This window comes from Vibrio ichthyoenteri ATCC 700023, assembly GCF_000222605.1.
GTDB lineage: Bacteria > Pseudomonadota > Gammaproteobacteria > Enterobacterales > Vibrionaceae > Vibrio > Vibrio ichthyoenteri.
The window spans coordinates 1-13,247 of record NZ_AFWF01000211.1; the positions used below are offsets into that span (position 1 = coordinate 1).

Consider the following 13,247-nt stretch of genomic DNA (forward strand, 5'->3'; position numbering starts at 1 on the left):
GAAGCCAGTATGGATATTGTAAAGGTCCAATGGCAGGGTGGAAGTAGCCAGAGTTATCAAGTGGGTGATTTGCAAGTCACGGTGAAGAAAGTGGCTGGAGCAGATAACGAATACCGAGTGGAATATTATAACACTGAGCAGCAGTGGCTTGGTTTTGGTATCGGTGGCGTTAAAGGACAGAAGGGGTATTCGCCAGTGAAAGCTGGCCCAGATTGGCTCTCGCCAGGCAGTCGTCAATTGCTTGCTCAATCGCAGCCTATCACCATGACGCCTAGAACGTACTGGCTAAAGTTAGCTGAAGAACCTGAAGAATTGATTTTTATCGTTCATAGCCAAGATAAAGATCCAAGTTTTACTCGCGAAGTGGTGTTTTGGGATAAGGAACGCTTTTTATCCAGTGCAGAAATGCCGCCGATGGGGATGATGCCTGATCAAGGCTCTTTGTCGCAACTTGCTGACACTGAGCAAAAAAGGTCAACGCCGCCATTAGATATTAATGCTGATCTTCGTATCGCCACAGAATCCAGCCAAAATGCGGTAGTAAGCTTGCCAATAGAGTGGCAGTCTGCTTGCCAGTTTAACATCGAAAATGGTCCAAAAATCAGTGGTAAACCTCTGGCATGGCGACCGCAAGCATTGACCGATAATGACTTGGCTGGCGGACCTGTCAGCATCGAACCTAATACCGTTGCCTACCAATTAATGACGGAAGATGGTGTAAGACGCTATTTTTACGGCTTAGAGATCACAACACGTTTGATCTGTGAAGGAAAAGCGGCTTGGGTCGATGTGGCGTTACCGCCAAGCCCAAAACCATGGTTACTTGATGTCAATTCAGTGGTGGACTTTGACGCTCAGCAAACGGTTAAACAGTTTCTCGATAGTTATCGAGTTTATGATAAGTATGGTCAAGAGCTACAACCCATTGATCAACACGGAAACGCACTTAGTGCCAATGAAAGGCCCATTTCTGAAGTGCTGTTTGATCGGGGGTATTTAAAAATGTCAGGTGTTATCTCTCGGGTTGAATTGTTGACCATGCAAGAAGGTGAGCGGCTTGAGAAGCAGTTTGTTATTCAATTCCCAGCACTACCACAAGGATAAGATGATGCATCGTATTTATATGAGCTTAGCGTTTCTTATTGCTTTGTTGACGCTATCAAGCTCTTTAGCCGCAAATACAACGGAAACGGACTCGCCGATTTGGCTTGATGATGATTGGAATATCGTAAAAACAGAAGCGCAAGCCCGTTATTATCTTGCTCAACCTCTAGCTGAAAAACAGGGTGTTTGGCCGGTTACGGTCTATTTTCAAGGTGGAAACATTGTCAATTTTAAAGGGACGTTTAACAGCGGTGATATTTCTACAGGTAAATCAGTGGGCGAGTATGAAATCTATCATGACAATGGGCATCTTCTATCGACCGGTAGTCGTAATGCCAAAGGACAATATGAAGGGTTAACTCGCCTGTACAATGACGAAGGGGTGTTAACTCAAGAGGCGACTTTTGTCGCTGGCAAAGAAGAAGGCGTAGGCCGACGCTTTTACCCTAGTGGCGCTGTCGAAGAAGAGTACACCATATTGGGTGGTGAGCGAGTGGGCGAAGATGTTCACTATTATGAAGATGGTAACGTGTGGCAGAGGCATCGTTTTATCGATGGCAAAGCTCATGGTATTCAGAAAACCTTCTATCGAGATGGCAGCTTAAGGCAATTATCCACCCGAGCTATGGGTCAGCGCCAAGGTGAACATACAAACTATTACGAAAATGGGCAGATTTCCTATCAGGTGACTTACCTCAATGATCAACCAACTGGCGTGGCCCTTTCGTATCAGGAAGATGGCGTTTTGCAGCTCGAGGTCACTTTTAAAAATGGCAAAAAGAATGGCCTTGAGCGCTCTTGGTATGGTCAAGATCAGCTACGTTCAGAGCGTCACAATGTTGATGGAAAAGCGCATGGCGTTGTCACGCACTACTATGACTCTGGTAATACTAAAAGCGTTGAAAATTATGTTGAAGGACGACGTCAAGGAAGACAGTTGACGTTTTATGATCTGCCAGATGTCGTTAAAAGCGATAGTCAGATTAATGAGCATAGGGACAAGACCGCTGAAACTCGTTTTGATGAGCATGGCGTAATGACGTATCAATATGTTGCTACTTACCATGAAAAACAACGTAGCAGCGATGAGAAAAAATATCGTGATTCCAGCCTTGTGGCGCGCGAGCAGACTGACACCAAGAGAAAATGGCGACTGAATGAAAAATTTGATAAGCACGGAAAACTCATTCAACGTATTGAAAAAGTTAATGGTAAATACCACAACGCCTATGTGACGTTAGATACCTACCGTGATAATCTTGAAACGACACACTACCAAAACGGAGTGCGCAGCGGCAAGTATTCAGTGGTGAGTCTAGAAGGTAACTTGATCGACAACGGTACCTATTTCAAAGGTAAAAAAACCGGAGTTTGGCAGCATCGTTATAACGGATTAACTCGCAGCGAGAGTTATAACCGTAAAGGTCAATTACATGGTGAAGTTAGTGAAGTTGATGCCAATGGTAAGCGTCTAACATGGGAGCATTACCGTAACGGTAAGCAACATGGTTACACCGAAAACTACGCGAAAACGGGCGCTTTGCTGGCGAAAGGAAAATACCTCAATGACCTGCGCGAAGGTCAATGGCAACATCAAGAAGAGTATGAATTTGATGTGGTGATTTGGTCAGGAAAATATCGAAAGGGTAAGAAAGTGGGCAAGTGGTTCGCCCATTCAGCCGCGGGCTATGAGTTAGGTCGCCAGCAATACGATCAACAAGGACGTAAGCAGGGCGCGTTTTACATATTCGAAGAGCATGGTGCACTTAAACGTATTGAGCATTATAAAGATGACGAGCCTGTTGGAGAGTTTGAATACTACGGTACTGACGGCCAAATCTACCAAAGCCAAGAAAGTGCAAGCATAACCTGGTAAAGATTCGCGTAGATGAAGCGCTAACGCTGTTGGTTAGCGCTTTCACTCTGCTAGGTTAAGCGTGAAATCCATAGACTGGCTACTGCTCTTGGGCATTATCCTCAATTCAATTCAATTCAATTCAATCTCACACTGCTTATCTTTAATTGCCACCTTACTGAAATAGTGGTCAACGCATGATCTTAGTCGGTAGGAATACGTAGGAGTGGCAAAACAATCGTGGTTTGATGTCGATAAAATAGCTAATGAGCCGAGCGCGTTGACATCAAACACTGAAACGATCTAACTTGAACGCATCATCAAATTGATAGGTGTGGACGCCTTGCATTGGTCCAACTCAGTCCCGCCGACTAACAGTAATTAAAAGGATACAGCCATGCTCAACATAGCCTTCTTTAGTTCGAAATCTTATGATGAATCTTCTTTTAAAAACGCGAGTCTGCATCGCGATGTCAATTTCCATTTCTATGATTTTCTGTTGAATAAAAAAACCGCAAAAATGGCGAAGGGTTGTGAAATTGTGTGTGCTTTCGTTAACGATGATCTTTCTCGCCCTGTTCTGGAAGAGTTAGCTTCACGAGGCATAAAAATGATCGCGTTGCGTTGTGCTGGATTTAATAATGTTGATTTGGCCGCCGCTAAAGAGCTCGGGATGGTGGTTGCAAGAGTGCCGGCCTACTCACCGGAAGCAATCGCTGAGCATACGGTTGGGCTTATGATGACGTTAAATCGTCGTTTTCATAAAGCGTATCAACGCACTCGAGACGCGAATTTTTCATTAGAAGGTTTGGTTGGTTTTAATTTCCATGGCCGTACTGCAGGCATAATCGGTACTGGCAAGATTGGTTTGGCAGTAATTCGTATCTTAAAGGGACTTGGCATGAATGTACTTTGTTACGACCCTTATCCGAGTGAAGTTGCGACCTCATTAGGGGCGAATTTCTGTGATTTATCGACCTTAATTGAGCAGTCAGATGTGATCTCACTGCATTGCCCGATGACCAAAGATAATTATCATCTACTGGATGGTGAAGCCTTCAGCCGTATGAAACAAGGGGTGATGATCATCAACACCAGTCGTGGGGAATTGCTTGATTCATTGGCTGCGATAGAGGCACTAAAAGAGGGGCGTATTGGTTCTCTAGGGTTAGATGTATATGAGAGTGAGAAAGACCTATTTTTCCACGATAAATCTAACGACGTTATTGTTGATGATGTGTTTAGACGCTTATCGGCCTGTCACAATGTTATTTTTACCGGCCATCAAGCATTTCTCACTGTGGATGCGCTGAACAATATCGCGGAAACCACTCTAGACAATATAGATAGTTTTATTAACCATAAGCCCAGCGCTAATTACCTGGCCTAGAGTTAGTTTTTAGCGGTGGAGGCGTTTACATCTCAATAAGTTAGAGGGCTTGACATAATTTAGCCCTCTGACTGTTTTGCGAGATAAATTTAGCGTTTAGCTTTATTGCCAAATTGTTTGATGCTGGTTTTCTTTGCGGTACGGCGATTGGCTTGTTTGTCTCTTGGTGCTCGTTTACTGGCGCCACTAGATGGCTTATCAGTGACCGGATAATCGGCCAACTCTTCCAGTGGTAGCGGGCGGTTCGTCAATTGACGGATAGCTGCTAGATAGTCACTTTCACCATGACACACAAGCGAAAGCGCCAGGCCTTTTTCTCCTGCACGGCCAGTACGACCAATACGATGTACGTAGGTGGTTGGATTGGAGGGCAGTTCAATATTGATTACGACCGGTAGTTGGTCAATATGTATACCGCGCGCGAGTAAGTCTGTGGCGATTAAAATTTGAGTCTTTTGCTGTTTGAATTCTGCGAGGATCGACTCTCGCTCAAGCTGTGTTTTGTTACCATGTAACGCACTTACCGTCAGACCTGCTTTATCCAGCTTTTTGCACAAGGCATCGGCATTGTCTTTCGCGCCAATAAATACCAGCACTTGCTTCCAATTATGCTGTTTTATCTGATCAATCAGAACATTGGCTTTACTGCCTTTGTTGACTAAATAAGCAATTTCTTCAATCTCACTCACAACGCTATTGGCTTGATTGGCTTCGATTACCTTTGGTGCTGTCAACAAGCTATCCATGCTGGCTTTTAACTCAGGTAATAGAGTGGCTGAAAACAGCATTGTTTGGCGAGTTACTGGTGTATAAGCGACGATTTTTTGTACGTCATTCCAGAATCCCATATCCACCAAGCGATCGGCTTCATCTAAGACAAGAGTGGTGATACTCGCCGCATCAAATTGCTCTTCATTGAGCAAATCGAGCAGGCGGCCTGGCGTTGCAACGATGATCTCTGGGTTCAATTGTAGCGCTTTAATTTGAGATTCTTTATCAACACCACCACAAACAACTAGGCTGCGTATGTTTAATCCCTTGGCCGGTTCCACCAGCGCATCGTTTACCTGCATCGCCAGTTCACGTGTCGGCACCAGAATCACTGCTTGAGTTACTGAGCGCTGTGTTTGCACTTTTTCGAGAATAGGGAGGCCAAACGCAAGTGTTTTACCACTGCCCGTTTGCGAGATGGCAAGAATATCTTTGTTTGCCAATGCAGCAGGAATGACGGCCGACTGAATCGCTGTCGCGTTGATAAATTGATTCGATATTGCCGCCGTAAGGTTGGCGCTGAGATTAAGCTCGGTAAATAGCATGTTCTGATGTCGTTAAATCGTTTGGTGCATAGGATACCAAGCAAAATACGCTTGTACATCGTTATTATCTTTTGGATTAAAGCGCAGCGATAAGCTTGTATATTTCTATCGCAGTAAGTTCGTGGTGTGTACGTGCTTTGCTATCAAAGCACAACAAAAATCGGTGGATAATGACTGCTTTCGCGAAAGGAGTTTAATTGTTGCAAAGTTTACGGATTTGTTTGGTTTGTATGGCTGCTCGTTTTCGATTGTTTGGGCTGATGTAGTAATTAAAGTCATTAATGGTGAATTAATAATCTGACATATTTATATATATTGACTTTTTATTCTGTTTTTACGATATTTCATGCTCTACAAATATTATAGTGAAATAAGTTATGTCTCACTCTCATGCACAGCCAGCGGACTCGGCTGTAACGAAGAAATCTTGGCAGATGCCAGATACCCTTATCTTAATATTTTTTGTTGGTATCTTTGCTGCGATTCTTACGTACTTAATTCCTGCCGGATCTTTTGATAGCCAGCAGGTAACATACATGGTCGATGGTGCTGAAAAGACACGTACAGTTATTGACCCGAACTCATTTGCCTACGCAACCGACGATAAAGGCGAGCTTGTCTATAACACAGTAAGCTTATTTGCATCTGGTGGCGGTATTGGCTTAATGAACTTCCCGTTTGAAGGTCTAGTTTCAGGCTCTAAATGGGGTAGTGCGATCGGCGTAATCATGTTTATGCTGGTGATTGGTGGTGCATTTGGCGTAGTAATGCGCACAGGTACGATCGACAACGGTATTTTACGCCTTATCGACAAGACCAAAGGTAATGAATCACTTTTCATCCCGGTATTGTTTCTACTCTTCTCTCTCGGTGGCGCCGTATTCGGTATGGGCGAAGAAGCGGTGGCATTTGCGATTATTATCGCGCCATTGATGGTTCGCCTTGGTTACGACGGTATTACTACGGTAATGGTGACCTACATTGCTACTCAGATCGGTTTTGCGACCTCGTGGATGAACCCGTTCTCTGTGGCAATAGCACAAGGTATTGCAGGCGTACCGGTACTTTCTGGTATGACCGTTCGTATGTGCCTCTGGGCTGGCTTCACGTTGCTTGGCATTGCGTTTACCATGGTTTACGCGGCACGTATCAAAGCAAATCCAGAGCTATCATACAGCCGTCGTACTGACGTACACTTCCGCAGCCAAGAGCTGTCTGAAACGGCTTCTCGTTGGAACTTCGGTGATACACTGGTTATCCTGACCGTTATCGCGTCGACGCTTTGGGTCGTTTGGGGCGTTGTCGTTCACGCGTGGTACATTCCAGAAATCGCGTCTCAATTCTTTACGATGGGTTTTGTCGTTGCAATTATCGGTACTTTGTTCCGTCTTAATGGCATGACTCTCAATGATGCAGCGGCGGCATTTAAAGAAGGTGCAGGTATTATGCTCGCACCTGCGCTGTTGGTTGGTTGTGCAAAAGGTGTGTTATTGCTTCTTGGCGGCGGTTCTTCTGAAGAGCCGAGCGTACTGAACTCAATCCTAAATGGTGCGGGTGGTATGTTAAGCGGCTTGCCTGCGGTTGCTTCTGCATGGTTAATGTATGTGTTCCAATCGGTGTTCAACTTCTTTGTAACGTCCGGATCAGGTCAAGCAGCATTAACAATGCCACTGCTATCACCATTGTCTGATATCGCAGGTGTAACACGTCAGGTTGCCGTATTGGCATTCCAACTTGGTGACGGCTTCACAAACGTTATCGTACCAACATCAGCGCCGTTGATGGCAACGCTAGGCGTTTGTCGTATCGATTGGGGTGACTGGGCGAAATTCTGCTGGCGCTTCATGCTGTTATTATTCGCCATCTCAAGTGTCGTAGTCGTCGTGGCTCAGTTGTTAGGCTTCTCTTAATCAGCGACCTTAGTTAGAAAATGGCGAGAGTGAATCTCGCCATTTTTGTTTTTAGCACCTTACTATTTTTCTTCGTTTATTCCTTATTAGGATTTCTCAACTTTTTGGAGAAACCATTCTATGGCTACACAGTATCTCAATGACGTTGTTCAAGGTCATCGCGTCATTCAATCATTGGATGTGGCAGATTTGCCAGCGGGTGAGCATAAATTTATGTTCCAAATTGCCACCAACGCGCTATCACAATGGCAGCACTTACCTGTGTTGGTCTTTAAAGGCAGTCAGCCGGGCAAAAAAATCATGATCACCGCGGGTGTTCATGGTGATGAATACAATGGTGTATTAGCCGCACAACAAACTGCGCGTGAATTGGTGGCGAAGGAGCTAGCAGGGACGGTTACCATTGTACCTATGATTAACTTAACGGGTATGTTGCACCATAGTCGTGATTTCTTCTCAGTTGATCCAGACTGCTCTCCGACTAATTTGAATCGTTTTTTCCCAGGCGACATAAATGGTAATGAAGCTAGCCGCTTCTTGTTTGCTCTGTGGAATAATTTGCTCAAGCCTAATGCTGAGCTTGCGATTGATTTGCATACGCAAACGACTGGTACAACGTATCCACTTTATGTGTTCGCCGATTTCCGTCTTGAAGCGGCGCTCGAAATGGCACGTTTAGTTAACCCCGACGCGATTCTAAATGACCCAGGTGATGCCGGGGTGCTTGAAACGGTGTGGAATAACAGCGGTATCCCAAGCATTACTATTGAAGTTGGCATGGGACGTTATACCGACTTGCCTCTGATTCAACGTACTGTGGGGGGCATTTTCAATATATTGAAACGTCACCAAGTCATTGAGGGTGAGGTTGACACCATTGTGCCATGTATTGAAGGGACGGATATCGTCAGCATTCGTGCGGAAGTAGGTGGTTTTGTGCTGCCGCAAGTGTGCATGATGGATAGCGTACAAGTGGGGGATTTGGTTGCGATTCAATATGACAGTTTTGGTGATGAGCTTAAACGCTACTTTGCACCAAGTGATGGCACCGTTTTAAGTCACAATGTGGAGTCAATTCGCGCTCCTGGCTCGTTGATCGTTCGTTTGATCAAATAGATCGCTTGGATTGCAAAGCTTTAAGGCCTAACATCGTTAGGCCTTTTTCATATGTGTTGTCTAAATTTGTTAACTGTTGTTGTTGTCACCATTAGGCTTTTTCACTAGTTCGCTTAATGTTTCGACCAAGTTGATTGGCATAGGAAAAATAATGGTCGATGTTTTCTCGTTAGCAATTTCGGTGAGTGTTTGCATATAACGTAGTTGTAACGCGTTCGGTGCTTCATTAAGCATTTCTGCGGCTTCTTTGAGTTTTCCAGAGGCTTCTAATTCGCCGGTCGCATGGATGACTTTTGCTCGACGGTTACGCTCCGCTTCAGCTTGCCTAGCTAGCGCTCTCACCATACTTTCATTGAGATCCACATGCTTAACTTCGACGGTGGCGATTTTGATTCCCCAGTCGTCGGTTTGCTGGTCCAAAATTAGCTGTAAGTCTTTATTTAGACGGTCACGTTCAGAGAGCAATTCGTCTAACTCATGTTGCCCGAGCACAGATCGCAAAGTGGTTTGCGATAACTGGCTGGTGGCATCGCTATAGCTTTCTATGTTGTTGATGGCCATCTGTGGGTCAACGACCCGGAAATAGACCACAGCGTTGACGCGAACCGAAACATTATCTCGGGTGATGAGATCTTGCGTTGGCACATCCAGCACAATGGTTCGTAAATCCACTCGCACCATTTGTTGAATAAAGGGGATCAGAATAATCAACCCGGGTCCTTTCACTTCTTGAAAGCGACCAAGAAAAAATACCACGCCGCGTTCATATTCACGCAGAACTTTAAACACTTGTGTGGCCAGTGCAAACAACAGCACTAGAATCACCGCTACGGTATAAATCATCATAATCGACTCCTAATCTTGTGGGCGTAACCGCTCAACAGTTAAGGTCAAGCCTGTGATTTTTTTCACCTCAACCTTATCACCGGGTTTCAAAATAGTTGGATCGTTATTGCATGCCGACCACAAAACGCCATCCAATAGAACTCGACCGGAACCTTGGTGAAAGTCATCTGTAACCACTGCAATTTTACCAGGGAAAGAGGCCGGTCCGGTTGTGACACCCTTGCGCCTGATCCGCAACAACAAGCCGATAGTCAGTACAATTAACATTAATGAAAAAGCGGCAATGCCAAAGATAAGCGGTAGGGCAATTTGAAAGCCGGGTAAATCACTGTCCATGAGAAATATTGATCCCAGTACAAAGGCCGCCACACCGCCAAGGCCTAGCACACCAAAGCTAGGACTAAAACCTTCTGCCACCATCAAGGCAATGCCAAGCAACAATAGGCCTAAACCGGCGTAATTGACCGGCATCATTTGTAATGCATACATCGCCAACAGCAAACAGATGCCGCCAAGTACGCCGGGTAATCCTACGCCCGGATTATAGAACTCCAACAACAAGCCGTAGATACCAATTAGCATTAAGATATAAGCGACATTGGGATTGGTAATGACCGCGAGCATTTGCGCACGCCAATCGGGTTGACGCTGTTGGAATACCGGGTTGTTGAACGTCAGCGTGATTGGTTGGTCGTTCACGTTAACAACCCGTCCATTGGCTTTGCTAACCAGAGCTTGCGGAGAATTGGCGATAAAATCGATCACGTCAAGCGATAGGGCTTCTGTGGCATCTAAACTGGCCGCTTCACTGACTGCCTTTTCCGCCCACTCAGCATTACGACCATGCAATCTCGCTAAGCCTTTGATGTAGGCGCGAGCATCATTGATGACTTTTTTCTCTATTGCGGTATTGGCGGGCACTTGTTCAGCCTTGTTTGGTGCTGGTTTGTTCTCTTGCTGCCGATCTTGTTGATCGAGGTTACTTGGCTCAGCGGAATCATCGCTTGCTCCCGGCGGCTTAACGCCACCGAGTTGAACCGGTGTTGCAGCGCCTAAATTGGTTGCCTCGGCCATTGCTGCAATTTGACTGGCTAACAGTATATAAGTGCCTGCGCTGGCAGCGCGTGCGCCAGAAGGTCCAACCCAAGTGGCAATGGGCACATTGGAGGTGGTGATCGCTTGAATGATATCGCGCATCGCGCTGTCTAATCCGCCGGGCGTATCCATTTTGATGACGATTAGGCTCACCCCGGATGTTTGCGCCAATTCGATTTCGCGCACGAGGTAATCGCTGGTCGCTGGCCCTATAGCGCCATTAACGGGTACAACCCAGACAGTTTGGGCATAGAGTTGTAAGGATAAAAGTAAGGTAGTGCAAAGCATCAATAGTTGCTTCATGCTGCCTCCTCAACTAGATACGGCTAGGGTAAAACCAAGGTTATAAGTTGGCCGAAATGGAGTGATAGTTTTGTCATTAAAGTATAGGCGGTTTACAGGTCGCTAAGATAATTAACCCCACATTGAGGTGTAAAGCGGCCGGTACAAGAACAAGCTCTTGACCGATGTTTATCGTTATTGCAGGATCTTTTGGAACAATTGAGGTTGCTTTAGATCAGCGCGATGTCGCTAAAGCAATAACGAGATCAATTAGATACTCATTAGAGGCGTTTGTTTGTGCTAAAATCTATGCGAACTTTTACCCTTGTTAAGGTAATTGCATAATCATTTGGGATGCAGCATGTTTATTGTTAAGCGCTTAATTAAATTGGCGATCATTACCGCCATATTTCTTACCATTTTTGACCTGATTTCGTACGGTCAAGTGACTTGGGTCTATCGATTATTTGGCATTTCATAATCATTCGATTTTGTCTAAGGCGACGATCAAGACTTTGGCTTGCCCAAAACTCTAGCTTTGATCGTCGCTAAAACGTGTCTCTTGAAACCTGCTTATCGATTGATATTTCCTTTCTGCCCACAAAACGTCGTCCAATTCAAACTTTCGTGATCCCCTCATCATCTCATGATGAACCATTTTGCTATAGTCCTCACAAATCAAGCTCTTAGATAGAAAGGATGTTATGAAAAAGCACAGTGGTACTTTGTTGACGTCATTGTCGATACTGGTTTCGGCAAATGTAATGGCGTACGACCTTAGTATGGAAGTTTTTGAAGACGATGATCTTGCGATCATCCAGAAGGCTGAAACGTCTCAAGACCCAACAGTATTGATGGATGCGGCGAGTTTATTGATTGATGAATCAATGATGCAAGAAAACGTCGACCGTGGTTACCAATACCTGAAAACCGTAGCTGATTCGGGCAATCAAGAAGCGATCATAGCAATGGCGGATCATTACTATGACGAAGAAGAGTATCAACAGTCTCTTGCTTGGTATCATAAAGCGGAAGCGGGCAAAGACCCTTACGTACTCTATAGTTTAGGCGTGATGTACTTTGATGGCGAAGGTACGGTAGCGGATATGGTTAAGGGTAACGAATACTACCGCGCGGCGGCTGAAGCTGGCTATTCTGATGCTATGTATCAATTAGCGTTTTCTTACAATGATGGCGCGGGTATTGGCCAAGATTACAGTAAGGCCGCATATTGGTTCGAGCAATCGGCTAATTTGGGTGATGAGAGCGCAATGTACAATCTTGGCGTGTCATACCTTAATGGTGAGGGGGTGACCAAAAGCTGCGTTAAAGCAATGGAACTATTCAATTCGGCGATTGAACAAGCTGACCATACTCTCTCCTTAGCGAAAATGGGCGACATCAATTCCTATGATGAATATAAAAAGCCTTGCGGTTTTAAGACGCTAGATTTTAAAAAATCTTTTGCGTTCTATCATAAAGCTGCGATGCAAGGACATGCTTATAGCCAATATTCGGTTGGCTATGCTTATCGAAATGGTACCGGTACATGGAGTGACTTTGCCAAAGCACTAGCATGGTTTGAAGTGGCGGTGGAATACGGTTACAGCGATGCCGTTGAAGATGTTAAAGAAGTAAAAGCTCAAATGTCGAGTAGCAAGATAGCAGAAGCTGAGCAGCTACGGGATTCTTTGTTAGATGAGATTTGGTAAGCCATTCTCTAGCTGATATTAATGAGATTTTAAAGGCGCGGCTAGTCCGCGCTTTTTTATGCTTCAATAAACTGGAATAACGGTGATATTGCTAAACATACGCGGAATCGGTATGGCAGATAAATCCATCGTTTAATGTGGCTAATAATAGTCATCAATAATTTAAATATAAAAGAGCAACCTTACTTTGCTTTCGTAATGGGTAATTAAATATTTCTATCGTGACGAGCTAAATATATTATCAATGTTGGTGGTTTTCATTCTAAAAATATTTCGAGGTGTTTAACTTGATTATAAATTGAGCTCTTATTGGTTGTGGTTAATGTAATGAAATAATTTACAAAAAACTAATAACTAGAGTTTTTATTGTGGTGTTGTTGAGTTATTTATCATTGTTGGTGGTTTGTTTTGTGCGGCAATGGTGGTTATTGGTTTTATTTATGTTAATTTTAAAATTTAATTAAATTTGACCAATTTATTAAGAATAATTTTAAATATGATTGAGCTCCTGTTTTTATATTAATTTGGTTGAGCGCTTACTGTCGCTTTGATATTTTTCTTTGCTCAAAATAATACTAAAGTTTAGTGGGCTCTATTTAATGAAATTAAAAACACTTAGAA

At 44.3% G+C, this 13,247-nt stretch carries 8 protein-coding genes and 1 pseudogene; 6 read left to right on the top strand and 3 right to left on the bottom strand.

Annotated features, from left to right (window positions below; translation table 11 throughout):
- The 3 genes and pseudogenes from RH85_RS23045 to RH85_RS14895 form a co-directional block, all read left to right on the top strand.
- Positions 1-1,104: pseudogene (locus RH85_RS23045) on the top strand (hypothetical protein); the annotation flags it as partial.
- Position 1,105: 1 nt separating this feature from the next.
- Positions 1,106-2,980, top strand: a complete 1,875-nt coding sequence (locus RH85_RS14890) for a toxin-antitoxin system YwqK family antitoxin (RefSeq protein WP_241210405.1) — start codon at positions 1,106-1,108, stop codon at positions 2,978-2,980.
- 376 nt (positions 2,981-3,356) lie between these two features.
- A complete protein-coding gene (locus RH85_RS14895; RefSeq protein WP_006713529.1) occupies positions 3,357-4,349 on the top strand; it encodes a 2-hydroxyacid dehydrogenase in 993 nt (330 codons plus the stop codon).
- A gap of 89 nt (positions 4,350-4,438) precedes the next feature.
- Here the strand turns inward: RH85_RS14895 and RH85_RS14900 are convergent, their stop codons facing one another.
- Positions 4,439-5,665 carry a DEAD/DEAH box helicase gene (locus tag RH85_RS14900; protein ID WP_006713530.1) on the bottom strand — a complete coding sequence of 409 codons (1,227 nt, stop codon included), beginning with the start codon at positions 5,663-5,665 and terminating at the stop codon, positions 4,439-4,441.
- Positions 5,666-6,042: 377 nt separating this feature from the next.
- Here RH85_RS14900 and yfcC point away from each other — a divergent pair, with 377 nt between their 5' ends.
- Together yfcC and RH85_RS14910 are read left to right on the top strand one after the other, a co-directional pair.
- Positions 6,043-7,575, top strand: a complete 1,533-nt coding sequence (gene yfcC / locus RH85_RS14905) for a putative basic amino acid antiporter YfcC (protein WP_006713531.1) — start codon at positions 6,043-6,045, stop codon at positions 7,573-7,575.
- Between the two features lie 120 nt (positions 7,576-7,695).
- Complete coding sequence (locus RH85_RS14910; RefSeq protein WP_006713532.1) at positions 7,696-8,691, top strand: succinylglutamate desuccinylase/aspartoacylase family protein; 996 nt, start codon at positions 7,696-7,698, stop codon at positions 8,689-8,691.
- Between the two features lie 69 nt (positions 8,692-8,760).
- Here the strand turns inward: RH85_RS14910 and RH85_RS14915 are convergent, their stop codons facing one another.
- Both RH85_RS14915 and RH85_RS14920 read right to left on the bottom strand, forming a co-directional pair.
- Positions 8,761-9,537 carry a slipin family protein gene (locus RH85_RS14915; RefSeq protein WP_006713534.1) on the bottom strand — a complete coding sequence of 259 codons (777 nt, stop codon included), beginning with the start codon at positions 9,535-9,537 and terminating at the stop codon, positions 8,761-8,763.
- A 9-nt stretch (positions 9,538-9,546) separates the two neighbouring features.
- On the bottom strand, positions 9,547-10,935 hold the full coding sequence (locus RH85_RS14920; RefSeq protein WP_006713535.1) for an NfeD family protein: 1,389 nt from the start codon (positions 10,933-10,935) through the stop codon (positions 9,547-9,549).
- A gap of 683 nt (positions 10,936-11,618) precedes the next feature.
- On the opposite strand from RH85_RS14920, the gene RH85_RS14930 reads away from it, so the two are divergent.
- On the top strand, positions 11,619-12,626 hold the full coding sequence (locus tag RH85_RS14930; RefSeq protein ID WP_006713537.1) for a tetratricopeptide repeat protein: 1,008 nt from the start codon (positions 11,619-11,621) through the stop codon (positions 12,624-12,626).
- Positions 12,627-13,247: the final 621 nt, after the last annotated feature.

Bases quoted from the DNA above. Each gene is read 5' to 3' on its own strand.
- RH85_RS14890 (WP_241210405.1), top strand. From the start codon at position 1,106: ATGATGCATCGTATTTATATGAGCTTAGCGTTTCTTATTGCTTTGTTG.
- RH85_RS14895 (WP_006713529.1), top strand. From the start codon at position 3,357: ATGCTCAACATAGCCTTCTTTAGTTCGAAATCTTATGATGAATCTTCT.
- RH85_RS14900 (WP_006713530.1), bottom strand. From the start codon at position 5,665: ATGCTATTTACCGAGCTTAATCTCAGCGCCAACCTTACGGCGGCAATA.
- yfcC (WP_006713531.1), top strand. From the start codon at position 6,043: ATGTCTCACTCTCATGCACAGCCAGCGGACTCGGCTGTAACGAAGAAA.
- RH85_RS14910 (WP_006713532.1), top strand. From the start codon at position 7,696: ATGGCTACACAGTATCTCAATGACGTTGTTCAAGGTCATCGCGTCATT.
- RH85_RS14915 (WP_006713534.1), bottom strand. From the start codon at position 9,537: ATGATGATTTATACCGTAGCGGTGATTCTAGTGCTGTTGTTTGCACTG.
- RH85_RS14920 (WP_006713535.1), bottom strand. From the start codon at position 10,935: ATGAAGCAACTATTGATGCTTTGCACTACCTTACTTTTATCCTTACAA.
- RH85_RS14930 (WP_006713537.1), top strand. From the start codon at position 11,619: ATGAAAAAGCACAGTGGTACTTTGTTGACGTCATTGTCGATACTGGTT.